General features: G+C 64.5%; 17 protein-coding genes. 10 read left to right on the forward strand and 7 right to left on the reverse strand.

Annotated features, from left to right (window positions below; genetic code table 11):
- The first annotated feature begins 257 nt into the window (after nucleotides 1-257).
- Nucleotides 258-1,052, forward strand: a complete 795-nt coding sequence (locus tag A5732_RS19695; RefSeq protein ID WP_076051215.1) for an FkbM family methyltransferase — start codon at nucleotides 258-260, stop codon at nucleotides 1,050-1,052.
- Between the two features lie 7 nt (nucleotides 1,053-1,059).
- On the opposite strand, the gene A5732_RS19700 is transcribed toward A5732_RS19695, so the two are convergent.
- Both A5732_RS19700 and A5732_RS19705 read right to left on the reverse strand, forming a co-directional pair.
- Nucleotides 1,060-2,925, reverse strand: a complete 1,866-nt coding sequence (locus A5732_RS19700) for a putative bifunctional diguanylate cyclase/phosphodiesterase (RefSeq protein ID WP_076103080.1) — start codon at nucleotides 2,923-2,925, stop codon at nucleotides 1,060-1,062.
- Nucleotides 2,926-3,122: 197 nt separating this feature from the next.
- On the reverse strand, nucleotides 3,123-4,796 hold the full coding sequence (locus A5732_RS19705; RefSeq protein WP_076051217.1) for a hypothetical protein: 1,674 nt from the start codon (nucleotides 4,794-4,796) through the stop codon (nucleotides 3,123-3,125).
- 386 nt (nucleotides 4,797-5,182) lie between these two features.
- On the opposite strand from A5732_RS19705, the gene A5732_RS19710 reads away from it, so the two are divergent.
- The 3 genes from A5732_RS19710 to A5732_RS19720 all read left to right on the forward strand — a co-directional run bounded on the left by A5732_RS19710 (nucleotide 5,183) and on the right by A5732_RS19720 (nucleotide 8,628).
- Nucleotides 5,183-6,361, forward strand: coding sequence for an NAD(P)/FAD-dependent oxidoreductase (locus A5732_RS19710; RefSeq protein WP_076103081.1), 1,179 nt, complete (start codon nucleotides 5,183-5,185; stop codon nucleotides 6,359-6,361).
- Nucleotides 6,358-7,269: an RNA polymerase sigma-70 factor gene (locus A5732_RS19715; protein ID WP_076103082.1), complete on the forward strand. Its 912-nt coding sequence runs from the start codon at nucleotides 6,358-6,360 to the stop codon at nucleotides 7,267-7,269. The genes A5732_RS19710 and A5732_RS19715 overlap by 4 nt, the downstream gene beginning before the upstream one ends.
- Before the next feature lie 108 nt (nucleotides 7,270-7,377).
- Nucleotides 7,378-8,628 carry an aminodeoxychorismate synthase component I gene (locus A5732_RS19720; protein WP_076103083.1) on the forward strand — a complete coding sequence of 417 codons (1,251 nt, stop codon included), beginning with the start codon at nucleotides 7,378-7,380 and terminating at the stop codon, nucleotides 8,626-8,628.
- 7 nt (nucleotides 8,629-8,635) lie between these two features.
- Here the strand turns inward: A5732_RS19720 and rsmI are convergent, their stop codons facing one another.
- Entirely contained in the window at nucleotides 8,636-9,472 is an 837-nt protein-coding gene (gene rsmI, locus A5732_RS19725; protein WP_076103084.1) for a 16S rRNA (cytidine(1402)-2'-O)-methyltransferase, read from the reverse strand.
- Nucleotides 9,473-9,553: 81 nt separating this feature from the next.
- Between rsmI and A5732_RS19730 the strand changes: the two genes are divergently transcribed.
- Both A5732_RS19730 and A5732_RS19735 read left to right on the forward strand, forming a co-directional pair.
- A complete protein-coding gene (locus A5732_RS19730) occupies nucleotides 9,554-11,092 on the forward strand; it encodes a dolichyl-phosphate-mannose--protein mannosyltransferase (protein ID WP_171975058.1) in 1,539 nt (512 codons plus the stop codon).
- 739 nt (nucleotides 11,093-11,831) lie between these two features.
- The gene (locus A5732_RS19735; RefSeq protein WP_076051223.1) at nucleotides 11,832-12,176 is read left to right on the forward strand and encodes a CopG family transcriptional regulator; all 345 of its coding nucleotides are present in this window, start codon (nucleotides 11,832-11,834) and stop codon (nucleotides 12,174-12,176) included.
- A 452-nt stretch (nucleotides 12,177-12,628) separates the two neighbouring features.
- Here the strand turns inward: A5732_RS19735 and A5732_RS19740 are convergent, their stop codons facing one another.
- Nucleotides 12,629-14,917 carry a metallophosphoesterase gene (locus tag A5732_RS19740; protein ID WP_171975056.1) on the reverse strand — a complete coding sequence of 763 codons (2,289 nt, stop codon included), beginning with the start codon at nucleotides 14,915-14,917 and terminating at the stop codon, nucleotides 12,629-12,631.
- Between the two features lie 894 nt (nucleotides 14,918-15,811).
- Between A5732_RS19740 and A5732_RS19745 the strand changes: the two genes are divergently transcribed.
- Together A5732_RS19745 and A5732_RS19750 are read left to right on the forward strand one after the other, a co-directional pair.
- Nucleotides 15,812-16,594: a hypothetical protein gene (locus A5732_RS19745; protein ID WP_139334520.1), complete on the forward strand. Its 783-nt coding sequence runs from the start codon at nucleotides 15,812-15,814 to the stop codon at nucleotides 16,592-16,594.
- On the forward strand, nucleotides 16,591-20,082 hold the full coding sequence (locus A5732_RS19750) for a WD40 repeat domain-containing protein (protein ID WP_139334521.1): 3,492 nt from the start codon (nucleotides 16,591-16,593) through the stop codon (nucleotides 20,080-20,082). The genes A5732_RS19745 and A5732_RS19750 overlap by 4 nt, the downstream gene beginning before the upstream one ends.
- A 47-nt stretch (nucleotides 20,083-20,129) precedes the next feature.
- On the opposite strand, the gene A5732_RS19755 is transcribed toward A5732_RS19750, so the two are convergent.
- Complete coding sequence (locus A5732_RS19755) at nucleotides 20,130-20,585, reverse strand: hypothetical protein (RefSeq protein ID WP_139334522.1); 456 nt, start codon at nucleotides 20,583-20,585, stop codon at nucleotides 20,130-20,132.
- A gap of 427 nt (nucleotides 20,586-21,012) precedes the next feature.
- A complete protein-coding gene (locus A5732_RS19760) occupies nucleotides 21,013-22,695 on the reverse strand; it encodes a GMC oxidoreductase (protein WP_212568068.1) in 1,683 nt (560 codons plus the stop codon).
- A gap of 573 nt (nucleotides 22,696-23,268) precedes the next feature.
- On the opposite strand from A5732_RS19760, the gene A5732_RS19770 reads away from it, so the two are divergent.
- Entirely contained in the window at nucleotides 23,269-24,867 is a 1,599-nt protein-coding gene (locus A5732_RS19770; protein WP_170879932.1) for a deoxyguanosinetriphosphate triphosphohydrolase family protein, read from the forward strand.
- 37 nt (nucleotides 24,868-24,904) lie between these two features.
- Here A5732_RS19770 and cdd read toward each other — a convergent pair whose 3' ends face one another.
- Complete coding sequence (gene cdd, locus A5732_RS19775; protein WP_283160247.1) at nucleotides 24,905-25,951, reverse strand: cytidine deaminase; 1,047 nt, start codon at nucleotides 25,949-25,951, stop codon at nucleotides 24,905-24,907.
- A 143-nt stretch (nucleotides 25,952-26,094) separates the two neighbouring features.
- Here cdd and A5732_RS27650 point away from each other — a divergent pair, with 143 nt between their 5' ends.
- Entirely contained in the window at nucleotides 26,095-26,460 is a 366-nt protein-coding gene (locus tag A5732_RS27650) for a DUF559 domain-containing protein (protein WP_249266678.1), read from the forward strand.
- The last annotated feature ends 6 nt before the right edge of the window (nucleotides 26,461-26,466 follow it).

Consider the following 26,466-nt stretch of genomic DNA (forward strand, 5'->3'; position numbering starts at 1 on the left):
CTGGATCAAACGCATCGACTGCTACCTCTCTGGCGGTTCGCGTTTCCTGCCGTCGTCGCCCCGTTGACCGACGTCTCGTGGTGGTGCGGGATGTCAAGGGTTACAACAGGCTATAGCCCACACCCGGGCCGCACCGGCAAATCCGGGTGCCTTTCCCGAGGCACGTCGTTTTACAGGAGCGCTTCTTACATCGCACACGTCTCGCCTGCGCGTCGACTAAGCTGATGGCTCGCAAATCGGGCAGGAGATCATCGAAGATGGCTGTCGCAGGCTCGGTCAAACGTCGGCTCGCGCCTGCGGTCAAGCAACTCGCACCGCGCAGGTTCTGGCGGCGAAAATTCCGCATCCTGCAACGCCTGGGGCAATCCCGCCCGGACATACAACTGGTGGCGTCGCTGTGCGATCCACACCGGATCTCCCTGGATATCGGAGCCGATCTCGGCGAGTTCACGATCGCGATGCTGGCGTCGTCACGATCGGTGATCGCATTCGAACCGCGGCCGGCCCAGGCCCGCGATCTGGCGTCGATGTTCGACGCGGTCGGCGCCGCCGTGCAAGTGGAGGCGGTGGCTTTGTCGAATGAGCCCGGCGTGATGACCATGCGGGTGGTCGCATCCGAGCCGGGCCGCAGCACGATCGAGGCCGGCAACACCCTGGGCGACGTGAGTGACGGCAAAATTGAGAGCATCGGCGTTCCGGTCAGGCGCCTCGACGATTTGCGTTTAGGGGACGTCGGCCTGATCAAGATCGACGTTGAGGGCCATGAACTCGCCGTGTTGCACGGCGCCACAGAGACACTCACACACCACCGCCCCGCGATTGTGGTGGAGGCCGAGGAACGCCATCACCCCAATTCCGTCGCCGAGATCAGCGGGCTCCTGCACGGCCTCGGCTACGCGGGTTACTTCGACCTCGGTGGCGTTCGGCGGCCGATTGCAGACTTCGACCCTGTCCGGCATCAGGATCCGGCCAATGTCGGCAGTCAGGACGACGGTTGGACGGGCCGCGGCGTCTACGTCAACAATTTCGTCTTCTTGCCAGAGAATGTCTGAGCGGCCGCTAGGTCGACCCCATCGACGATGACTCGCGATCGGCCAGAAACGGCATCGGCATCCAGCGCGCCGACAGTAACGCTTGCATCGCATCGCCGGGGATCGGGCGCGACAACAGGAAGCCCTGCGCCCGGTGGCAGCCGTGTTGCATCAAAGTCAGTGCGGCAGCGGGTGTCTCGACGCCTTCGGCGACCACTTCCAGGCCGAACGCCTCGGCCAGCCCGATGATCGCGCGGACGATGGCCAGGTCACCGGCGTTGCTGCCCACGTCACGCACGAACCCGGCATCGATCTTGAGCATGTCCACCGGAAGGGACTTCAGGTGGGACAGAACGGCATAACCGGTGCCGAAGTCGTCGATGGCGATCTGCACGCCCACTTCCTTGAGCTCCGCCAAGGTCTTTCGCGTGGTGTCGATGTCGTGCACCACCGCGCGCTCGGTGATCTCCAGGCACACCGACTCGGCATCGATGCCGAACTCGCCGATGGTCTCGGCGACACCTTCCACGAAACCGCGGCTGATCAGCTGAATGGGCGACACGTTGATGCGCAGCATGGCGCCCTGCCCGACACCGTTGGCCCGCCACCCGCTGAACTCGGCGCAGGCGCTGCGCATCACCCACCGGCCCAATTCCGCGGCCAGGTTGGTCGATTCGGCCACACCGATGAACGAGTCGGGCAACAGCAGTCCCCGCACCGGATGACGCCACCGCACCAGCGCCTCGGCGCCGACGATGGCGCCGGTCCACAGGTCGACCTCGGGCAGGTAGTGCAGGAGCAGGCCTTCGCTTTCGATGTCGCCTTGCAGGTGCAACTCGACGTCGTTGCGGAAGGCCCGTTTCAGCGACATGTCGTCGGTGGACACCGCGGTCTGGTTGCCGCCCGCGCGCTTGGCCGTCAGCACGGCCTCGTCGGCTCGCCGGAGCAGGTCGGCGCAGTCATCGGTCCCGGGCGTGCCCACCGCCAGCCCGATGCTGACGGTCCGGCTGATCACGTGGCCGCCGATGGTGAGGCGGTCGCACAACATCGCCGACAGGCGACGCGCGAAGGCCTCGGCCTCCTCCGAGGACATCGGCTGGTGCGGGATCACCACGAACTCGTCGCCGCCCAGCCGGGCGATCATGCTCTGGCTTCCCGCGCACTCCTCGATGCGTTGCGCGAACATCCTGATGAACCAGTCGCCCGCGGAGTGGCCGAGGTAATCGTTGATCGGCTTGAGCCGGTCGAGGTCGAGGTAGAACACCGCGACGGGTCCGGGGCCGCCGGCCGCGAGCCGCTCGGTCAGGTGCGCGACCAACGCGCGTCGGTTGTAGACGCCGGTGAGGTCGTCGTGTTCGGCGAGATGGCGGAGCCGTTCCTCGGCGGCGATGCGGGCCTGCAGCTGAGCGAACAGCGCGGCGACCGCCTCGAGCGTATTGATCTCCTCGTGTTTCCACTTGCGGGCGCCGAACTTGACGAAGCCGAGCACACCGGTGGTCGCGTCGCCGGACACCAGCGGCGCGACGGCCAGCGACGGCGACACCGGTGCCTTGCCCTGGTTCAGCGAGCGGCGAATCCAGCCGTTGGGCTGATCCGGCCGGGTCACCACCGGCTTGCGGGTGCGCTCGCACTGGGCGAGCACCGACTCGGTGCCGTCCAACTCAAGATCGGCCACCGGATCCGGATCGGCGGCCTCGGTGCGCCGTGGCCACTCGGCCACCGACACCGAGGCCGGGGCGTCCTGGGCGTGGTGACGCAGGAAGCTGGCGTCCACATCGAACTGCTCGACGAGCTGCGCGAGAACCTTTTCGCTGACCTGAGTCGCGGTGGACGCCGTGGCCTCCATCAACTGGGTGGCAACGGAGGTGACCACCAGGTCCAGGCTGCGTGGCACAGGTCCTCCGATACGGGCACACTCGGCAACCCGTCCGAATACCCATCGAAGGGGTCCGATAGTTCGCTCGGTTGTTTGCTGGTCGAACTTCGAACCGCGCGGCGACGAGGCCGAAATTCGTCTGGAAACGGTATCACGCACGGCCCGGTCGATCGGGACTTACGAAAAGGTGCCTGCGGGCGCCGCGGCGCGACGGATCACTGACCGTTTGCTGAAGCCGCGTCGCTCGGAATGTCAAGTGTGGCAATCGGGTACAGCCCGGAGCCGTCGCGGCCGTCCCGCGCCAAGGCCATCGGGGCGTAGTTCACCACGTGCGAGGCGCCCGGAATGTGCTGTTGCCATTCGACCGAGGCGCGCAGCGTGTAGTGACCGGGCGCCAGGCCGGCGACGTCCACCTGCACCGACTCGCTGGCCGACTCCGCAACCGGCTCCTCACGCGACTGGCTGGATTCGTCGTGGACCAGCCTCTTGAGGTTGACCGTCGCCGGCAGGCTGCGAACCACCGCGCCCGAGAAGTCCACCAGCTTGTAGCCGGGCACCCAGCGCTCGGTGGCCGCCGCCGAGCCGTAGTTGGTCCAGTCGACCGAAATCGTCGCCACCTTGCCCTGGATCGACTGCGATCCCGGCTTCGCCTCGACCGAATACCGGTAGCCGGCGGAGGTATTGGCCTGGCTCCACAACTGAAACAGCTTGGGGTCCATCGCCGACGTCGCATCGCGGTCCGGGAAATCGGCGCTCGACGTCATCGACACGTGATACCGGATGACGTCGTGCAGGCCCTTTTCGTAATACGACCGGGCATCGGCTCCGCTCGGCAGTCGGCACCATTGGCTGATCACCAGCGCGGTCATCAGCCGCTGCTTGATCGCGCTGACCACCGGGTCGTTGGACCGCACGTAGTGCGAGTCGTTGGCCTCGGCCCATTCCGGCAGGGGGGCCTGCACGCCGAGGCAGTCGGCGCGGACGCCGACCGGTGCCGCCAACTTCTTGGTGACGTCGTCGGCGAACAGCTGGCGGACGATCTCCGGATTCTGCGGGGCCACCACCAGCTGGGTGTGCGGGAAGGCGTTGGTGTTGGCCGCGACCAGCTGCGCGATGGAGGCCTTGGTGATGCTCTGGTCGCGGAACTGGCTGTAATAGCCCAGCTTCACCGCGCTGTCGTCTGGGGTGGGGCCCGGCGCGCTCAGCGAATCACGCAGGTAGGCGAGCTGGTTCTGGCCGGAGTCCCCGTATCCGGAGAACTCGAACACGGACAGGCGCTCGTCACCGTCGTAGCGGCGGCCGAGCGCGGCCAGCAGCTGGGTGACGCCGTTGAGGTAGTCGGGGTCGTTGAAGTTCGGCACCACCTGGGTCACGCCCGGGGCGGAACCGTTCGCCGGCGCCGGATAGCTCGCGGCCGACGGGCGCAGCCAGTCCGGAATCGCGATGTTGGTGTTGTCGGCGTAGGAGTCGTTGCAGCAAGACTTGTAGACGTACACGCCCAGGGTGAGGCGCATGTTTCGGCTGCCGAGCTTGGCCAGCGCGTCGTCGATGGCGCTGAAATCGAACTTGCGGTCGTCAGGTGCGTCGGGGGGCAGCGTGCGCGGGTCGACGGGCTGCAACTGCCGCCACGAGACGCGCAGGCTGGCGTCGTACGACGCGGGCCAGGCGGAGTATCGCTGCTGCGCCGGATTTCCTTGCGGGAAAAGCGGATTCAGCATCTCCTCGTATTGGCCGCGCAGCGGGTTGGGTATCTCCTGCGCGGTGGGCGGGATGGCCGGGCTGACCATCGCCGACAGCGGCCCGGGGTCGCTTTTGTCACCGCAGCCGCTGAGCACCACCGCCGCGCACACGACAGCGGCCAGCGCACGTTTCCTCAATGAGCACACCATGTGACGTCAGATCGCGCCCGACGACAGCGGCCCGCGCGGGCTCCGCGACCGCGCCGACGCCGGCGCGGCGCCCGGCCCGGTCAGAGCTGTCATCGTCGTCAAGGTTGCTTCTCCCGATACACACCGATGCGCCCAGAACTGGCCCCATATTTCGCGCGTTCCAGTGGTGCGTGCAGGCGGCCCGGGGCAGGCCACGAATGGCGTAGCGCAGCGTATCACGCGCGTTTCGGCATGGCTTCGCCGCAGCTCAGCGGGGGTGCACGCGGTAAATCGCCCTCAGCGCCGGTGCCGCGCAGTGAGACGGGTCACAATTGCGGGCGAGCCTGTCACGCTCGGCGGGTCTGCGGTGTCTCAAGGGCACAGGTCCTCGCGAAAAGGAGACAGCCATGAAGGCCCCGCAAAGAACCCATGTCGTCGTTGTCGGCGCCGGATACGCCGGAACGCTGGCGGCCAACCATCTGCGCCAGCGCCCGGACATCGACATCACCGTGGTTAACCCGCGACCGGTCTTCGTCGAGCGAATCCGCTTGCACCAGCTGGTTGCCGACACCGGCACGGCGACCGCCGACTACGCGACGCTGCTCGGCGAGGGGATCCAGCTGATCGTCGACTCGGTCGATCACATCGACACCGCCGGCCGCCGGGTCGCGCTGGCCTCCGGCGCCGAACTGCCCTACGACTACCTCATCTACGCCGTGGGCAGCACCGGCGCCGCGTCGACGGTGCCCGGCTACGCCGAATACGCGCATTCGGTCGCCGACCTGGAAAGCGCGCAGCGGCTGCACTACGCGCTCACCGATCTGCCGCTGCCCGCAGCCATCACCGTGGTCGGTGGCGGGTTGACCGGGATCGAGACGGCCGCCGAGCTCGCCGAGGGCGGGCGCCCGGTAACCCTGGTCTGCGGCCCGGTGCTCGGTCCGTCGCTGAGCAAGCGGGGCCGGCGCTCGGTGGCCAAGCGGCTGCGGCGCCTGGGTGTCAACGTGCTGGAGTCCGTGGCGGTGGCCGAGGTGCGCTGGGATGAGGTGGTGCTGACCGACGGCGTGGTGCTGCCCAGCGCGGCGACCATCTGGACGGCCGGATTCGCCGTGCCGGACCTGGCCGCGCGCAGCGGGCTGCACACCGACCCGATCGGTCGGCTGCTCACCGACGAGACGCTCACCAGCATCGACGACGAGCGCGTCGTCGCCGCGGGTGACGCCGCCGCGCCATCCGGCCAGCCGTTGCGGATGAGCTGCCAGGCCGCCGGCCCGATGGGCGCCCAGGCCGCCAACACCGTGCTCGCTCGCATCGCCGGCGACACCCCCGCGGCGCTGAGCCAGGCGTTCGTCGGGCAGTGCGTCAGCCTGGGCCGCTCGCACGCCACGTTCCAGATGGCGCGCACGGACGACACCCCGGTGAACATGTTCCTCGGGGGTCGGGCGGCCGCTTCGCTCAAGGAAGCGATCTGCAAGGGCACGGTGTGGTCGATCCGCCGGGAGGCGGCCAAGCCCGGTTCGTATCGCTGGATCAAGGGCGGCAAGCGGCCCGCACAGTCCCCGGCCGACGCGGAGGTCCTTGCGCGATGACGCGAGCACCGGCCGGCAGCGAGCACGCCGAACGGTTCACCCTGCTGCGGCCACTGCTGTTCACCATCGCCTACGAGATGCTGGGCTCGGCGACCGAGGCTGACGACGTCTTGCAGGACAGCTATCTGCGGTGGGCGGCGGTCGACTTGGCGACGGTGCGCGACACCAAGTCGTATCTGGCCCAGCTGGTCACCCGCCAGGCGCTGAACTCGCTGCGGGCCGGTGCTCGCCGGCGCGAGGATTACGTGGGGCCGTGGCTGCCCGAGCCGCTGCTGCTGGACGAGCAGGACCCCTCGGCCGACGTCGTTCTGGCGGAGTCGATTTCGATGGCGATGCTGGTGTTGCTGGAGACGTTGACTCCCGACGAGCGGGCGGTGTTCGTGCTGCGCGAGGTGTTCGGGTTCGACTACGGCGAGATCGCCGAGGCGGTGGGCAGGCCGGCGCCCACCGTGCGGCAGGTCGCGCACCGGGCCCGTGAACACGTGCGGGCCCGGCGCAAGCGCTTCGACTCGGTGGACCCCGAACGCAACGCCGAGATCACCGCGCAGTTCCTGGCCACCGCGGCCGGCGGCGACGTGGAAGCGCTGATGACGATGCTCGCCCCGGACGCCACCTGGACGGCCGACAGCGGCGGCGTGGTGAGCGCCGCCCGCCGGCCGGTGGTCGGCGCCGAGAAGGTGGCCCGCGCGATCGCCGGCTTGATGCGCCGGGCCGCGGCCATGGCCACGCTGCGGGTGGACATAGTGACCTGCAACAGCGCCCCGGCGGTGTTGCTCTACCTCGGCGAACAGCTCGAGGGCGTGATCACGCTGGAGATCGCCGCGGGCAAGATCACCAACTTCTACGTGATGCGCAACCCGCAGAAATTGGCCGCCCTGGCCACCGCGCGCGACATCAGCCGCGGCTGAGCGTGGCGATCGCAAACGCGGCGTAGCCGGGTGCAGCGGGTCGCCACCATCCGACCAGCGGCTGGGCGCCGCGGGTGCGAAACGCCGCCGCTCTGTCAAGCTAGGGCTGTGCGAATCGACCGGCTCGGTGATCTTGGCGCCGCACCCCAGGTGCTGCGCGCCGTGGGTGACGCCACCCACCGGCTCGGTCTGCCGCCGCCGGCCGCGCTGACCGGCGAGTGGTTCGGTTCCCTGGCGGTGATCGCGCCGAGCCTGTCGGTGCGTCCGGTGCACGCCGACGACGTGTTCGCGGTCCAGGCGTCGCGGACGCCGGAGCCGCACGCGGTGGGCGGCGGCTGGATCGGTTATCTGTCCTACCCCGACCCCGGCGCCGACGCCCACCCCAACCGCATTCCCGAGGCCGCCGGCGGCTGGACAGACTGCGTGCTGCGCCGCGACCGCGACGGGCACTGGTGGTACGAGAGCCTCTCCGGCGCGCCGATGCCGGGGTGGCTCGACACCGCGCTGGCCGCACCGGCGGCCGCGCCGGGCGAATGCCACATCGATTGGGGCATCGCCGACCGGGCGGCGCACCGCGACGGGGTGCTGGCCTGCCTGGAGGCCATCCGCGCCGGCGAGGTCTATCAGGCCTGCGTGTGCACGCAGTTCACCGGGACGGTGACCGGCGCACCGCTCGACTTCTTCACCGACGGCGTCGCGCGCACCTCCCCGGCCCGGGCGGCCTACGTCGCCGGCACCTGGGGCGCGGTGGCGTCGTTGTCCCCCGAGCTCTTCCTGCAAAGGCGCGGCACCGTCGTCACGTCCAGCCCGATCAAGGGCACCTTGCCGCTGGATGCCTGGCCGGCCGCGCTGCGCGCGTCGGCCAAAGAGGTCGCCGAGAACATCATGATCGTCGACCTGGTCCGCAACGACCTCGGCCGGGTGGCGGTCACCGGCACGGTGACCGTGCCCGAGCTGCTGGTGGTGCGGCGCGCCCCGGGCGTGTGGCACCTGGTGTCGACGGTGTCCGCGCAGGTCCCCACCGATTTGCCGACGTCGGCGCTGCTGGACGCCACCTTCCCGCCGGCCTCGGTCACCGGGACGCCCAAACACCGTGCGCGACAACTACTCTCGCAGTGGGAGCCGAATCGTCGTGGAATATACTGCGGCACAATAGGATTGGCCTCGCCCGTGGCGGGCTGCGAGCTGAACGTCGCAATCCGCACCGTCGAATTCGATGCCGCGGGCGCCGCCGTGCTGGGCGTCGGCGGCGGGATCACCGCCGACTCCGACCCGGACGCCGAGTGGGCCGAATGCCTGCACAAGGCGTCCCCGATCGTCGGGCTGCCGTCCATCGCCGCCGCGTCCCCGGCCGGCTGACCGCGGCTCAGCCGCGCCGGGACTGCAACACCGCGTCGTAGAGCTGGCGCGAACGCACCCCCGGATGGGCGGCGGCCACCTCCCCGCAGGCGTCCTTGATGCGGGTGCCGCCCGCGACCAGCTCCTCGACCTCGACGACCAGCGACGGCAGGTCGGCGCTCGGGGTGGCGCCGGCCAGCACCACGGTGATCTCACCGAGCACGCCGTCGTCCGCCCACGCCGCCAGCTCGGCAAGCGACCCGCGCACCACCTCCTCGTGCACCTTGGTCAGCTCCCGGCAGACCGCCGCGCGGCGCGCGCCGCCGAGCCGCTCGACGGCGTCCTGCAGGCAGGCGGACAACCGGCGCGGCGATTCGAAGAACACGCAGGTGCGCCGCTCGTCGGCCAGTGAGTCCAGCCAGGTCCGTCGCGCCGCCTTCTTGCGCGGCGCGAATCCCTCGAAGCAGAACTTCTCGGCCGGCAGACCCGACAGGGCCAGCGCGGTCGTCACCGCCGACGGCCCCGGCAGGCATCCCACCGGCAGGCCGGCCTCCACACACGCCGTCACCAGCCGGTAGCCGGGGTCGCTGATCAGCGGCATCCCGGCGTCGCTGACCACCAGCACCATCGCGCCCGCGCGGATCGCCTCGATCACCGACTCCACCCGGGCGTTCTCGACCTGGTCGAACATGCTGATCACCCGACCGGCGATCCGCACCTCGAGGGCCTTGGCCAGGGTGCGCACCCGTCGGGTGTCCTCGGCGGCCACCACATCGGCTCGGGCCAGGGCGTCGAGCAGGCGGGGGGAGGCATCCGACGGCTGGCCCAGTGGGGTCGCGCCCAGCAACAGGCGGCCGGTGGTCATGACCGACAGCCTACGATCGACGTGATGACCGCCCCGCCCCGCGAATCCCCCTTGACCACGGAGGGTGCCGACCAGGAGCGCGTGGTGCCCGTCGTCAGCCCCGGACCGCTGGTGCCGGTGGCCGATTTCGGCCCGACCGATCAAATCCGCGGCTGGGTGGTGACCGGCGTGATCACGCTGGTGGCGGCGGTCACCCGGTTCCTGAACCTGGGCTCACCCACCGACGGCGGCACCCCCGTCTTCGACGAGAAGCATTACGCGCCGCAGGCCTGGCAGGTGCTGCACAACCACGGCGTGGAAGACAATCCCGGGTTCGGCCTGGTCGTCCACCCGCCGGTCGGCAAGCAGCTGATCGCCCTCGGCGAGGCGATCTTCGGCTACAGCGGCATCGGCTGGCGGTTCACCGGCGCACTGCTCGGCATGATCATGGTGGCGCTGGTGATGCGGATCGTCCGGCGGATCAGCCGCTCGACGCTGGTCGGTGCCGTCGCCGGGGTTTTGGTGATCTGCGACGGCGTCAGCTTCGTCGCCTCGCGGACCGCCCTGCTCGACGGCATCCTGACGTTCTTCGTCGTCGCGGCGTTCGGGGCGCTGATCGTCGACCGCGACCAGGTACGGCAACGGATGCACATCGCGCTGCTGGATGGCCGCAACGCCGACACGGTGTGGGGACCGCGGCTGGGCGTGCGGTGGTGGCGCTTCGGCGCCGGGATCCTGCTCGGATTGGCTTGCGGCACAAAGTGGTCCGGCCTGTACTTCGTGCTGTTCTTCGGGGCCATGTCGCTGGCATTCGACGTGGCCGCGCGGCGCCAGTACCAGGTCACCCGGCCCTGGCTGGGAACGCTGCGACGCGACCTGCTCCCGACCTTGTACGCGCTGGCCGTAATGCCGGTGTTGGTTTACCTGGCCAGCTACGCACCGTGGTTCGCCTCCGAGACCGCCATCGACCGGCACGAGGTGGGCCAGACGATCGGCCCCCATTCGCTGGTGCCGCTGCCCGATGCCATCCGATCGCTGTGGCATTACACCGCCAAGGCGTTCCAATTCCATGCGGGCCTGACCAATTCCGCCGGCAACTACCACCCGTGGGAATCGAAACCGTGGAGCTGGCCGATGTCGCTGCGGCCGGTGCTCTACGCCATCGATGAGCAGAACGTCGCCGGATGCGGCGCGCAATCGTGCGTGAAGGCCGAGATGCTGGTGGGCACCCCGGCGATGTGGTGGCTGGCCGTGCCGGTCCTGGTTTTCGCGTTGTGGCGCACGCTGGTCCGCCGCGACTGGCGTTACGCCGCGGTGCTGGTCGGCTACTGCGCCGGCTGGCTGCCCTGGTTCGCCGACATCGATCGGCAGATGTACTTCTTCTACGCGGCGACCATGGCCCCATTCCTGGTGATGGCCATCGCGCTGATTTGCGGCGACATCCTCTACACCCCGGGCGCCCCGCCCCGGCGGCTGCGGCTGCGCGCGAACTCGGAGCGGCGCACGCTGGGGCTGATCGCCGTGTCCTGCTACGCGGCCGTGGTGGTGACCAACTTCGCGTGGCTGTTCCCGATACTGACCGGTCTGCCGATTTCGCAGCAGACGTGGAACATGGAGATCTGGCTGCCCAGCTGGCGCTGAACTTCCTGCGCCGAGATCGCCATGATGGCTGTGCTTCGGCCCCCGAGCACGACCATGACGGCAATCTCGGCGCTGTGTCAGTGTGGGTACGCATCATAAGCGCGTGGCGAAGGTCTTTCTCGGTAGCGAGGCGATAGCGTGTGGCGGGCTGACCCGCGGCCAATTGCGTTGGAACTACCGGCGAATCCACCGAAACGTCTACCTTCCGAAATGCGGCTCGAGGTCGCTGCGGGACAACGTCAACGGAGCGTGGCTATGGTCTGGCCGTCGGGGAATCGTCGCTGGCCGCGCCGCCTCCGCGCTGCATGGGGCCAAATGGATCGACGAGTCCACACCCGTAGAGATCATCGGGCCGTTCAACCATCCGCCACCCGGAATAGTCGTTCGCCGTGAACGAATCAGTGCCGAAGAATTCGTTGACCTGGACGGGCTACCGAAACCGTTGCGCCACAGCGATCCCGGTACGGCTAGCTACTCGTGGGTAATTCTGCGCCTCACCTTCCCCGGCTTGGGATGCCGCTATTGCGAGTTGGGTGGCGTGGCTGCGCGACGCCGGCAAGAGCGGCGCGACTATCAAATTGCGCCGTGTCCACCTGCGGACGGTGGCCGGCCTCTCCCGCACTGTTCGGCCTGATCAGCTGACGTGGGATGCGATAGTAATGATGGCTGACCGGCAGCAGTGGTCGTTTCACTATCGTTGCGACTTGCGCACCTCGCTGGCAGTTTCTACCGATGGGCTGTGCAGACGGGGTTGACACGATGCGACCCCGTTGGGGAGACGCCGAAAGATCTGATCGGCAGCCAAATACTGAAGGTCCGCCTTAATCCCGATGAGCTGGCCGCGCTCAACAAAGTCGCCGAGCACCGAGGGTTACCGGCGGCGAGCGTGGTGCGGCAGCAGATCCTGCGGCTACTGGCCGAAGATATCGGCTATTCACCTGTGAAGCCAATCCACACCATCTGGATGGCCGCCGCGCGCCTAGCGACGCCCCGGTGGGCGTCGGGTACCGCCTCGGTGAGCCCGCACATCTGCGTGACGTCTCACCGGTCTGCTGTGGGCTTGTCGCAGACTGGCGCGGTGTGATCGGCGCCGGAGCGGGCGCGCGGTCCGGGCCGAAAGGGCCTGTGCGCGCGATCGCGGGTTGCGCAGCGGCACAGGCTTCGGACAACGTCACCGTTCGATTATGGGCAACCGTTTGATTCACAGTGTTTTAGCGGGAGTGCTGTGGGCGGAGGGGCGAGCAGCAGGTTGCCGATTCCTTCCGCAGCGAGCCGATACGGCACCGGGGAACCCCGGGCGTTGGTGCGCGGGCCAGCGTCAAGTGTGGTGGTGATGAGGAGCGAACCGCTGGCCCGGCTGACGGCGGCGTCCATTGACAAGTACCAGGCCTGAGTCGCCGTCGATCGCGATGACGTTACTGTTGACGAAGCGTGGCGATCGAGCCGTGCGCACAGGTCGCCCCAATTGCGTTCCCTCCGAAGGGGTGTCGGGGGAGACCTGGTTGTTAGTTCTGCCTCGAAGAAGGCGTTGTTGGATCAGTCGGGATAGTTGGGAAACCATCCTGGTATGCCACGTGCGGCCATGTCGAACCATTTGGCGAAGTCGTGGCGGTAGCGGAACACGAGGTCGTGGCCTACTAAAGTTCTCTGCAGAGTTTGGAGCTCTTCTTTTGCAGCTTTCAAGGGCTCGTCCCAGATGGAGTCCCCTTTCTTGGCTGGGGCCCCCTTCTTTCTGTTTTCAATTTCACGTGCGTATGCCTCAACTGCTGGGAGTTCCCGGAGGAATGCACGTATTTTTTTGCGCGCCTCGTCCACTGTGGGAGGTATCGCCAGTTCGCCCTGTGCGGGAGGTTGATCCGTGCCGAGCCATCTTCGGAAGCTTTTAGTCCATATGTCGGTGTCTACGTGACTCATTTCCGCGTAAAAGGTTGTGGCGTAGTCGTTGAGCAGTTCGATGAGTATCCGAGCGCGGTCTCCGGTATCCACTTGAGGCTGCGAGTAATTCACCTTGTCCGCCTGGGTTTTTATTGATGCGACAATGCTGAACTTGTGTACTGACGCGTCCTCTGCGGCTTCGTGCGTCTTTTCAATGGTCGGCAAATTCCAGGCTTTCTGCAGGACCGTGTCGTAGCCGTCGTTATTGCGTCGGGTTAGGAGGAACGAGGGGATCGCGAGGCGTACCTTGTTGGTTTTGCGCGCCCTCCTGCAGGTTTTACGCACCTTGCCGGTTCTGCCGCCTCGTTTATCTGCGATCTGGGGGTAGGCTCCCGTTCCGCCCTTTGCTGGCTGCAGGCCATGTTCGATGAGCGCATCGACGACCTTGGAGTCGACGTCAAGGACCGTGACCGCGTTTGGGTTGTCGTAGAGGAATGTCTCGCGCAGGTCGCGCACGGACAACTGCGCGTCGAGCTCGCTGTCGCAGCGGAATGTACCCGAATTGATGATGGCAACGTCGGCCTTCGCCTCCAGCCGCACGCACTCGGCGACAAAGAGCCCGAAATTTGTGGGGCGTCGCCGGATATGGCCGTCGCGGGCTTCCAGTTTGGCTGTGTATCGCCGGAAATCGAGGACGGGCACCTTGTCATCGGCTTGCGCCACAGCCGCAAGCGCCGTTGTGACATCAGCCTCGTCCTGCGGTGCAGCCTGCTCGTGGTCCCCGTATCGCAGTGTGTAGGCGATCATGTCGGGAATGCCGAGCCCCTCGGGAACGAAGTGTGTTTGCGTGAGTGCTCGGTAGAGATCGGCGAACCCGGTGTCGGGCTTGGCATGCTTGATGCGATCTCGCAACACTTTGCGGTCCCAGTCGGAGGCAGGCAGCAGGACAGCCTCTAGGTCCTGCGGGTACTGAAGTGTTCTGGACTCTCTTTGCTGCAAGTGTCCGTAAGCTCGCCAGACTTCGTTGACAACCGACTCCCCGCCGGCCAGCAGCAGCATGACTCGCACGGTTTCCGCATTGGCGAGGTTCTTCATGACATAGACGTCTTTGTCGTCCTCGATCCATTCGATGTCGTGGTCGTGGCCACCGAGGATGTAAGTGCGTGGCATGTCGGGGATCTGCCGTCGCAACTGTCGATCCTCGTTCTGCGTGGCGTGGGTGAGCACGATGCGAAACGGGACGTTGGTGTTGTATTCCCGTTCGAGGGATTTCACCGTTTTCAGCCACTCGATCACCGCTTCGTTCGGCGGAGTGAAGCGCCACTTAGCCTTCCGGTCGGGGTCGAACGTCCCATGCCAGGCTGAAACGATCGGGTCAGGGTCCGGGTCTGGACTCTCGAAGCTTTCATGGACGTCGGCTGAAACGACACCCGTGAGCGCGACGCGAGCGGGAGGATTGCGGTCGTCGTGTGGCCAGATCACACGTGTGCGTACTCTGTCGCCGTCTTGGGCGATGAGGCCGGTCGGGTCAGATGAATTCGCCAGAAGCACCTTGAACTTCGCCTCCTTGAGGCGAGTCGCGAGCACCTCTGCGCCATCGTCGAACTCGTGGTTTCCTAGTACGCAGTAGTCGACTCCTACCTTGTTGAGGAGCTTGACCACCGCTTCGCCATGGTCCTTCCGACCGAGAAGGGACGGACTAAGGAAATCACCGCTATGAACGACCAGGAGCAGGTTTTTTCGTGTGACCTCTTCAATGTGCGTCCGCAGTCGATTCACGGTGGCGATGATTCTGGCGAAACCCGGCAGATTGCGCTCGGGGCGATCTTCAATCAAGTACGTGTCATTGAGGTGCACGACGACAGCCACGAGGTCGTTCTGGCGGCGGCTAATCTCCCGCAGTACTTCGTCGAGCATATTCCAGAGCTCGCTTGTGGATGTTTCAGTCATGCGCTGATTCAACGCCGGCTGGGGCATCCGCTGATGTGTTTCGTCTGATTTAGGACGAGGCGTCTGGTTTGTCCCTCGAGCTGCGGCGCCGCCGTTACCGATGATTACGCGTTGCTGGTCAGCTGCCTGGGGGTGGATCCTCTTGATATGCCAGGCGCTGACCTATCGAGCATTCGCTTTCTGGGGTGGTTGCGACGTCGGTGCGGCGTTTGCGCATCTCGATCTGTGAGCGTCCTAGTACGCGCCGGAGCCAAGCCGCCTCATAACGTCGTGGGCTCTTTGGTCGGTTTCGGGAAAGCCGGCCGTTGTTGCCCGCGGTTGCGGATGTCTTCGTGCATCGCACACCGGGCCCCCGGCACTCTTGATGCCCAGATTGCTTGAGCTGTACCGATCCTGTCGAAAGCAAATCGCAAACGCTTAACTGCGGTACGTTCAGCAGCTGAGCCTATGGGGTGGGTGCAGCAGGAAGGGCCTTGACTGTGCAGTGGTGGGACTTTTCACTTCTCGGTGCAGCTGGTGGGGTCCTAGTGGAGGTGTTGGTTGTCTTCCAGGGGATGATCCAGTGGCAAACTGCGCGGCGAACGCCGTTGGGGCGAGTTCGTCGCAATCCCCCGCCGCTAAGGCGTTTCCTTGATGTGCCGGCGCATGCCTGGATTTGCGTAATCCGAGCGCTGTTGGGCGCTGGCGGGGCAGCGGTTTTCGGAGCCAGCGGACAGATAACGGGAGTGGTTGCGGCGGTGGCGGTCGGCTATGCGGCGCCGACATTAATAGGGCAGCTCGGCAGTGTTGGGCAGGCACAGCTCGGAGGGGGGACTGCGGCCAGAGCTGACATGGTTTCGACTGACGGTGGCGGGCTGGTTGATCGAGCGGCCTTCGAAGCGCCGGGGGGTGCTGATGACCACTGATGCGCTATGGCGTCGCGTAGCGACCGGCGTGTTCAGCATGCAACCGACGGCCTCGTTGGCTGCCGGAGTCGGCGCGCAAGAGCACCGGCAGCAGTCGATGGTGAGCCGCGTGGTTAACGGCCTTTTTTCGGTGCAGCCCGCCATGGCGGCGGTGGGTCCGCCCGTGGCTACTGCCAGTGATGAGGCTGAGTTCAGCAACCTCGAGTCATTGGGCGACAAGGTGGTTCCGGAGCAGGCGCCGTTTGGCGGGGAAGTCATCGACTTTGGTGCCTTCGCGGCGCGTCGGCGGTCCGCGGAGTCCATACCTCAAGGCGAGGCCACGCTTGCCGCTGCCGATGAAGAGTTGTGGCAACCGCATGTAACGCCGGTCGAGGATCTGGGGCTGGTATTGACCCGTGTTCTCACTGAGCGCGATGAAACGCTGTTCGCGCTTGAGGCTGAGCCCGGGGGGGCAGCCGGAGTCGGCGACGTCGTTTACGTCCGGTTTCGCGATGAACGACGGCGACGGTACCGAGACATCCTAGTTCCGTTGCTGCGCGACGATTCCGGCTTCGTGGTCGGTGATGTCGTTGTTCCCGGCAACCATGTCTTAACCGCCATCGAGCCGCTGGCTGTCTTGACCGTGGCGGACATACCCACCCAGCTGGCGGGGGCCGTCAGCGACTCCGTGCGGCTGTCGTCGGTCACCGGCCGAAACGCGTGGCGGCAACTAGTGGGCAAACTGCCTGGCGACCACCGCATCCGAGCCGCAGTAGAGACAATGCTGCAATGACGCGGACGAAGGACCCGCACTCCGACGATCGTGCGCCGTCATCGAAGTCAGATCTGCTCCGTTTGATGCGGCTTCGAGGTGAATTAACTGGCGCTCAGCAGCTTTGGATCGAGCAGTGCCGCAATGCGGTGAAAGACGGTGCGGGGCGTACAGGCACGCTGTTGGCGCCGGGCAGTGACGAGTACCGGGCGCTGGCCCAATCCCATATGGCCGTTCCGGGCGGCGAACACAAAGAACCCAATGCAAGCGGCGGTACTCGCGATCAACATGTGCCAAGCCCCGAACTGGCGGCCGGCCAGGCGCTGGCCGATATCGCTAAGGGCCTGACTGGCGGTTTAGAGCCGGGCCCGGCTTGTGCCGCGCTTCTTACGGTCACCGACGATGCGTGGCTTCATTCGGTCGGAACGCAACTGCTGCCAGCCGCTTCCTCGTTCCTAGCCGGCAGTCAACCTCATCTTCGGGAATTGGTGTTGCATCTCGTCGGCCAGGGTGGCCACGAGGGCCGCGGATTTGGGATTCTGATGGCGCTGGAATTGGCTGCACAGAGGCCGAAAATGCTGCGCTCGGCAAGGATCCCAGTGTTGTTCGCCAGCCAAGATGCCGAGGGTCGCATCGGCAAAGCTGGCATTCTGCGGCTAGAACTGTTGCGAGAGGGCCCAAGCGGACTGCACCCCGACCCGGCCAACATGGCGTTTCTGCGTGTCGATCCAGCAGTCGTCGCCAGCTTGCTCAACGCATGGGAGAGCTCAGACCTGCGAGAGAGCGATGCCTGCGTCGTATGGTCGGTGACCGTCGAACGGGCAAATCCGGCGCGGATCATCACCGGGTCGTCAATGGGAGCTGCCTGCGCCATTGCCCTCGATGACCTGGCGCCGCGCTGGGTTCGGCTGCGCCGGCTGCGTCCGCGCAAGCTCGCCAACGACTGCACCGCGACAGCGGGACTGTCGGGCCGCGAGCTAACGCCGGTGACCCACTACGGCGAAAAGTTCACCGCCGCTCAGCAGCATTCGCTTCGAGTCGTCGTCGCCGCTGATGCCGTGCCCACCGCGCTCACGCAACGTCCGGCGGGATACCCAGCGGAGCGCATACTCGGTGCGAAGACCCTCAGCGAGGCGATCAAACTTACCCGCACCGCGATCAACCCTGCCTTGTATGCGGTGGCGGCCAGTGTCCTTGTCATCGCCCTGGTGTGCGGCGCCGGCGGATACCTGTGGTATCAATCGAGCCTTCGCGGCGAGCGGGCCACCGTCGCGGCGTCCTTGGCCACCAAATCCGGCGAGCTCCTCAACCGGGATTCGCGTATGTCTGCATTGCTTGCGTTGGCTGCCGATCGACTCAATTCCACGCCAGCCAGCCGCAACGCAATGACCAACGCGATCCAAAATAACCAAGCCATCGTGGCTTCCGCGCCTGCGGCTCAGGGCGGACCGGTGACCGCGGTGGCCGCGGCCAGCGACGTGCTGTTGACCGCCGACCGGTCACCCACGGTGAAAGTCTGGACGTTGTCAACCATGAAACCGTTGGGGCAGATCCAGCTGGACATGGCGCCGTCGGGCGTCGTCGCCGCGCCGTATGGCGACGAGTTCGCGATCGCCACGTCGACTACCCTCGGCATCTATCAGGGCGCCAAGGGACGAGTTCCCACGTTGGTCAAGTCACTGCCCACTCCCGCGTCGTCACACAACACCCGCACTGCACTGATCGGACCCTTCTACGACGACGAGACCGGCGCGATCGTCCTCATCGATGGTGCCGGCGATGGTCTGTACTGGTCGCCCAAAAGCAATGCCGGCATTCCCTTTTCACTGCCAACCTCGGGCGGCGTCGTGGCTGCCGGGGGGTTTCGCCACGTCTCGGGGGGAGGGGATGCACGGCACTGCTCGGTGCTGGTAGCGACGGGCCAACAACAGCTGCTGCGGCTGACGTTCGCAGACGGCGAATCCCAGTCCGATCAGTCGCCGCCATCCCCGCAAGTCGAAACCGTCGTGCCAACCGGCGAAGTGCGGGCCCCCATCGTCTCGGTCGCCTACGGTGACCTGGCCACAAACGGTGATTCGGCTGCGATCTTGATCGGAACCGAACATGGGATTCAGCAGTGGGATCCAAACAGGTCGATGACGGTGTCGTTTCCGTATGCAGGCCTGGCCGAGCAGGCGATCCAGATGCTGCCCAGTTGGGGTGGCGGTACGACCGTGGTCACGCCGAGCGGTCTGAAGCTGCTGAATCGCTATGGGGTGACTGCATTGAACAACACCACCGGCGCCAGCACAGCCACCGGGATCGTTAAGTCGGTCGCCCGGGCGGAAAAGTCCCAGTTGGTCGAAGGTCGCAGCGATGGCCGCGTCGTCGTCCTGGACCCACTGAATCGTCGGCTCGGGCTGGAAGACCGGCCTAAATCGAACGTGGTGAGCTTCGCCGGAAGCAATATTCTGCTCACTACGTCCTCCGATGGTCCTCAACGGATCTCCAGTCTGCACGTATCGTCTGTGTCGCCACCAACTCCAAATTCAACCGGCACGACTGACCCGGCCTACAAGCAGTACGCGCTTCCTCAGTCCAACGGCACCGCACCGTATGTGAACGACGCCGTGGCGAGTGACCGAGTTATCGTCGCCTCTGGAAACACCAATACCAACAAAACGGGAAAGATTTGGGTGTGGGACCGGGAGAGCACCAATCTCGTTCGAGAGATTGACTTTTCGGCATCCGGTGACCGCACGGGATATGATCTCGTCACCTTCGTAGCCATCGCACCAGCGCTCAATCGCATCGCTGCGCTGAACCTGCGGTTGGGCGAGGTCGGGATCTGGTCGACTACCGATTGGCAACGCGTGGCGACCATCCGCGTGCGCCCGCCGGAAAATTTCGATGAAACCGCCGCCACGACAATGTCATCGAGCGCCGACGGCTCGGTTTTGCTAGTCCAGGTCAGCGCACAACGCCAAGAAGACAGCCATCAAGTCCTCATCGACCTCGCACACAACAACGCAAGCCGTGCCATTCCGATTGGGGGCCGCACAGTGCTCGCCCCTGACGGCCAACGATTCGCCGCGATGACTCATGGACAAGACCTCGCCGTTTACACACTCGACGGCAAGCAGATCGGCGAGACCTTCGATTTGAAGACCGACATCCAGAATGTGGCATGGCGCCCGGATGGACATGAGGTTGCGGTCAGCTTGCCCCGAGCGCGCCAGATCGTGTTCATTAATCCCGAGACCATGCAGCCCGAGGGGCCCCCATGGAACTCCTTGGACCAGACCGAGCCCTACCGCCAAGCGTGGAGCACAGATGGCAGCCTTCTTGCCGTCACGACAGCGATCACGACGAACGATGGCCGTATTGTGCCCGGCCCGGTCGAGATATTCCGGCCACACGTCATCGACTGGAGGGGCGCGTTGTGCGCGATCGCCGGCACCGACATGACCGACGCCGAATGGGAAGCCAATGCTGGCACGAGTCTGCGGCGCCCCGAGCTATGTTCGTAAACACTGGGAAGCTTGGTCCCGGTGATTCTCGTTACTGAGTCGCATCGCTAACCAAGTTTGCGCACGTTCTCGATGGCGACCACGGCGCCGGTTACCCGTATGTCACCGGTCATTTTGACGGTGCCACAGCACGCCGGCTCTCCCGGACCAGTGGTGACCCACGAAACGTGAACCAGCCCACCGGAAATCGACAGATCCGTCACATACTCTCGGCCGCCTTTGGTGACATCACCGAGGTCGACGCCGCCGAGCCGGGTCGGGCCCGGCGCGTAGACCTGGACGGTCGCCGGCCACGACACACCGCCAGCAGTACAGGCAGTCACCAGGGCGCCGTCGCCGACTCCGTCGCCAGTGACATCCCCGAACGCGACTAACGGCGTCTGGTCGTTGGCGGACTTGTTCGCGATGGTCACGAAACCGGTCGAAGGATCTTGCAGTGGCAACGTACCGTTGACCAACGTGCCGGCGTTGTGCCTGCACAGGCTCGGCACCGGGGCCGACATGAGGTCGTCTAACCCTAGTCCGGGACTTGGTGCGTGCGATGAGGATCGTGGGGCCGTGGCGCTCGTGCCATGAGCGCCGCATGCCGAACCGGCTATGGCCGCCGAAAGCACTGCGACCACAGCCGTCCAACTTGTCGGGCGTGTATGTGCCCGCGTTTTTGCCATCGATCCTCCGGTGGTAACGCCATTGAGCCTTTTGTTGCCCCCCAGGCTGGCATATCGGTGACCTCTGTGCCGATGTTTCGGCGGACCAACGTCGATTGGCTGACCGGCGATCTGTGCGCGCGATCAAGTCCGGTGTAGCACCGCAGAGTCGCCGCGGTCAGGACTAGCTCAGCGTTGACCCTCGTGGCCTGTACGTGGGTTGAGACGGTGTACCGCAGCCTTTGCGGCGGTCGTTGATCGTGACGCCGTGTTGCGCGCCAGGTTAGGTCGCGGCGTCGTTGGTGTTGCCGCTCTTGGGTCTCGCGAGCTGGTCTGCGAGGTCTTGGGCCAGCGCCACCATCGTCAGTGTCGGGTTCCACGAACCGCTTCGCGGCCACAACCCGCTGCCGGTCAGGTAGACGTTGTCGACGCCATGTGGACGGTAATCCTCGCCGACGACACCGTTTTGTGGGTTGGAGTCGATCCATAGCGTCGAGCCTTCGTGGACGAGTCCTGAGACTCTCCGTTCTTCGACTGAGGGCTCGGTGGAATTCCAGTCTCCGGCTTCGGCGCTGCCGTGCCAGTATTGGATCGCCCCGGCGCCGTTAGGAGACAGCGCTTTTAACATCTCGAATGTCGCTTGATCCATGGTGTCCCAGGTAGCGGCGTCGGTCTCATTCGCCAAAACTTGTAGGGTTGCGTTCGTCGTCGGGTCGTGGTCGTCGTGATTTTTGCGCATCCAATTGTTGGCGTTGTGGTGGTCCAACTCACCAAGTACGGCGCAGACGAAAACCAGGTAATCCTTCGACGTTTGCAGCTGTTGTGGTGAGGCGGTTGCCACGACGTCGGGCATGTAGCGCGCGGCTCGTCGCGCGTTCACCTCGGGTTCAGAATCGGCAAGGACTGAAAGCTGGACGTGGTATTGCTTTTGTGAGTGTGGATCGACCCCAGCAAGGTATATGGCGGCCAACTCCATCGATGCCAACTGTGCATCAAATTCGAAGTGGGACCTTGGTATTCGTGCGGTGATGGCCGTGATGAAGTGGGCCGTGAATCTCGCTCCGACGTTGCGTAACTTCGGAAACGAATTCAGCAGCAAGGTAGTGGGTGGCAGAGCGCTCATGGCGAGTATGAGCTTGGCTGATCCGAGGTTGACTACTCCGCGGCTGGTGGCCAATGCGGTTGCACACCCACCTTGCTGAAGGATTCGTTGAACAACGCACTCGCATACTATGTCTAACGGCGAACCCTTGCCTGCGAGGGCGAGGCGGCCTTGGCGAGACCAGAGGTCCAAGAGCGGCCCGGGTGTGGAGAATTTAGCGAAATCTAGCCCTTCTTGGATTCCGGCCCCGACCGCGATCGGCGCGGCCATGACTCGTGTCGCGGTGGGTACTTGGTTGAGCTTGGATTGCAGCATCTGTCCGAGTTTTCGTTGCATGACGCCATAGACGGGCCGTTGGCCGGCGACAATCGACATCGTCGATTCGTCTAGGTTGTCATCGATCCGATCGGCCGGCACGACGTTGAGGAGGCGTTCGGCGTCGTCAAAGTTGCGTCGTGCCGCGTCAATGACTGCTGGCGGCCAATCGACCATCTCTTCGGACGTGGGTCGGGGACACCAGGAACTCCACATGATGCTTCGGCCACCGAAGAAAGGAACGATGCCATGTTGCCAGGAGATTCGGCCGGCCGGTTGACGTGCGGTGGCCGCTGAGAGTGTCCAGGGGAACGTCTCGGTCAAACCCCCGAGGGTGTACCGGTAGGGCAACGGTAGGTTCTGAAAGTGTGCGGGGAGGAAATAGGGACCACGCTCGATGACCAATATTCGCGCGCGTGAATCATGGTGCAATGCGCGGTCGATGAACGCCAGGGCGCACGGTCCGCTGCCGACTACCACGTAGTCGTATCGCTCGCGCTCTCTGGCGCGTTTCCAGCCTTCCTTGGAGAGGAAAAATACGTGGTCCATTACTTTTTGAGCGGTGGGCTCTTGGGGTCCTGGAGCCGGGAACCCGTGGTCGAAATTGGGCGACGACGCAGCAGATACCATTCGGTACAACCCCCTTGGACGCTTCCCCGTCGCTTTCCGGGGCGTTTCGCTTAACTTTGGGATGACTCATACGTTGCCTGCGCGGCCGCAAGCTGGCAGGAACGACGACCCGCGCCGACGAATGCCCGACGCGCGTCGCTGACCCGATCGATCTGCGGGCGCTACCTGAAAATGGTCATATTAGTTATTGGCGGCCCGAAATGGGTCCATAATCAGTGCACAGACTGGAGCCGGCGTAGTCGGTGCCCCAGATGCAGTTTCGGTTGGCCGGGCAAGGTCAGTGTGGACGCTGAAAGCGGTGTCCTTTATGTGCCACTCGTCAGAACGTTGGTAGGGGGCCTAGTCCACCGGACAAGCCTTGCGCGGCCAGCGACTCTGACAGGTCTGTTGCCATCTGGCCCGCGCCAGTCGGTGACAAACGACGATGTTTTAGACGACTATCGGCGATGCCGCGCAGCGGGCTGTGCGGCCGAATTCGAAGGAGAATTCTCCGTGGAGACACCGGCGCCCCAACTGCGAGATCTGCTGCGTGACGACGTTACTCACAGTGCCGAACCTCGCCCTATCGATGATCTGCTCAAGCGAGCTGCGAAGAAAGCGCCCAATAGTCTGCAAGCCGCTGCCGAAGAGCTTTGGGACTTGATCCAATGGGGTCAAGTCGAGCTCACCCCGGATGGGCGCATCGGCAAGCCACAACAGACGGGAAGCACTAAATCTCAAGATGACCGCTCCAAGTTGCAGCGCCTGAGGGATGAAAGACATCACCCCGAGGAGCAGGCAAGTGGTGTGCGACGAACTGAGGGGCGAATTGACCGAGACAGGATCTTGCAGTCGTATGCATTTCGCCGGTTGGAGGGCGTGACTCAGATCGTGACGCCCGACCAGTCCGGTCACTTGATGCATAGCAGACTTACCCATTCGCTAAAAGTCGGGCAAGTGGGCCGGCGGATCGCTGATGAATTGATTCAACGAAAAATTGACGAGGATCAGATCGCGCAGGGGGGCGGGCTTGACCCGGATGTTGTTGAAGCAGCGGGCCTCGCCCACGACATCGGGCACCCGCCGTTTGGTCATGCTGGGGAGAAGGTGCTCGACCAATGGGCAAGGAATCACAAACTTCCGGACGGTTTTGAAGGTAACGCCCAATCGCTGCGGGTCGTAACGCGCCAGGAAGCCCGGTTTTCTAACACGCACGGCATGAACCTCACCAATGCGACTAAGTCGGCAATAATCAAATATCCGTGGGCGCGGGACACCCGTAGCAAGAATCGGGATTCAAAGAAATATAAGAAGTTCAATGCCTATGCTGATGACCTTAAAACGCTTAAGGATTCGCGGAAGGCCGTCGGGTTGACGAACGAGGAGCAGACACTCGAGGCGTCCATCATGGATATTGCTGATGACATCACCTACGCGCTGCATGATCTCGAGGATTTCTATACGGGGGGGCTTTTTCCCCGCAATCACGTCGTCGCCGTTTTGGACGACTACTCACGACAGTTCGATTTGGGAGATCAGGATTCTGAGGTCCCGGTGACCAACCAATACTTGGAACTTGATGAGTACGCGAGGGAATCACAGTTCAAGCGGGAGCTCTTTGACCAGGCTGTGGACCGAGTGCGGATACTCGTTCGGTATGGCATGTATCGGTATTTCGATGGGTCCAGGGGCGCGTTCGCGCTGATCCGAACGGCTTTTGCGACGCGCATTGACGCCTACATCCGGGACATCTACATACCGGACACAGGGCCTGCCGTCGCCAAGCTCAGCGATGACCACTGGTATGAGATTCAGGTGTTGAAGTGGCTGACCCGAAAGTTCATCCGCGACAAGTCTGAGCTAGCGATAACGCAATTAGGCCAGGGGCGTCTGATGGAGGAAACCTTGAACAAATTGTTTGAGTGGTGTTCAGATGAGGCCACGGAGTTGAAGCTGCCCCCCGCGCTGGCAGAATTGACGAAGGCAAAGACAGACGCAGACCGGGCTCGGGGAGTGGTGGATTACGTGGCTTCGGGGACAGACGCCCAGTTGATTTCGCTTGCGAACTCGCTAAGGGGCGCAGCTCCGCCGTCGTCCCTTTTCTTTGTGTAGGGAGCAGGAGCTTCGAGCACTCAGAGAGTTGGGCCGGCTAATTTTGGGGTCCGGTGGCGACGGAGGCGGTGTAATACTCGACATTGGTCCTGGGTGCGTAGCTCGCTAGGACTGCTTGGGTGGCGCTCAATTGGCCTGCTCGCGTGGGCACTTCGACAAGGACGCAGCGCTCAATCGCCTGCGCACTGCCAGGAGGCCGGCGCATGTTCATAAATGCTAAGGCGGAGCCGAGTGGGGAGAGGCTGGGATTGTAGGCGGCGTTTTCAGCGACTCGCCCGGGATAAGTTGTGCCGTCCTTCAGCTGTACTGCGACTCCCGCATAGCCACTGTTGTCGAGGTAGGGGTTGTAACTTTGCTGGGCTGCTGCCAGTGCTTGCGCGATGAGTTTATCGTTTGGGTTTCCAGTTTCTAGCGTCAGGGTGTGCTCGCCTAGTGCGGGGTCCATTAAGCCGCCACGAAGCCCGAGGTCTGAGGGCCCGAATGGGGCCGGGAGGAATTCTGTTAGGGGAGTGGATTCATAGGACGACGGGCTGAATTGATTGGTGGGTGAGAGGATCTGCAACTGCCTGGCCGTGACCAGCTCGTATAAAAATTGGCGGCAGTATCCGCACGGAGGGGCGCTGATCGCCAGCGATTGGATCCCTGACTCATCACTGAGCCATGCATTGTTGGTGGCTGCCTGCTCGGCGTGAATGGTGAAGCTCGGTGCCATACCGCTGAACTCAATGTTGGCGCCCAAATACAGATTGCACCAGCGGGTGTTTGCTGTCGGCATTCCTGCCGCGACGGCCCCGACCTTATAGTCTGATATTGAGGCCACCGCGTACTGCTGAGCTACCGGCAACAGGTTTATCATGAGCCTACCGATTTCGTTCTCGTTGCGGACAAGACGTTGCACGGTCTCTGCGTGCAGCATGCCTCCGTGGTTCCACATTGCGTCGATGTCGAACCGCATGTGTTCAGGGAATCGTGCGACCGCCTGCTTCCAACTGGCCGTGCGTGTGTCGTCGGACAATTTGAACTCCCTGTCATCAAATCCTCGAGCGTATCCCAGTTGCGTCCTCGCGCTCTTGGCACTCGTCACCAATCTGGCGCGGACTGCATTTGATCTGGCTCGGCACCTACCGCGGGGACTAGCAGTCCCCAACTCGACGCGTTGTCCGCGCGACCGGTGTCACCGCCGCCGACGCAACTCCTTTGATCGCGGCCCATAAAGGAGCGAGAGGCGTGCGTCAGTGCCGAACGGCCTTCTTGCTGATGGACCGCGGTGCGCAATCGCCCAAAGAAAGCTGGCTGCGACTCGTCCTCATGGATGCGGGCTTACCTCGCCTTGCCACGCAGATCCGAGTCACCGACGGCCGCTCCGTGGCTTATCTGGATATGGGCTGGGAACAGCCGATGGTGGCAGTCGAGTACGACGGCGAACCACATCGCACCGACCGAAGCCAGTACGTGAAAGACATCCGGCGAGCCGAGATGGTGAGCAGACTCGGCTGGAACGTGATCAGGGTAATCAACGAGGACCGGCCCAATCTCATCGTGCAACGCGTCCGCGAGGCGCTGACGCGCCGTTCGTCGCCGAGATTGCCGTGAGGGGGT

The sequence above is a fragment of the Mycobacterium colombiense genome (assembly GCF_001953985.1).
Classification (GTDB): Bacteria; Actinomycetota; Actinomycetes; order Mycobacteriales; family Mycobacteriaceae; genus Mycobacterium; species Mycobacterium colombiense_B.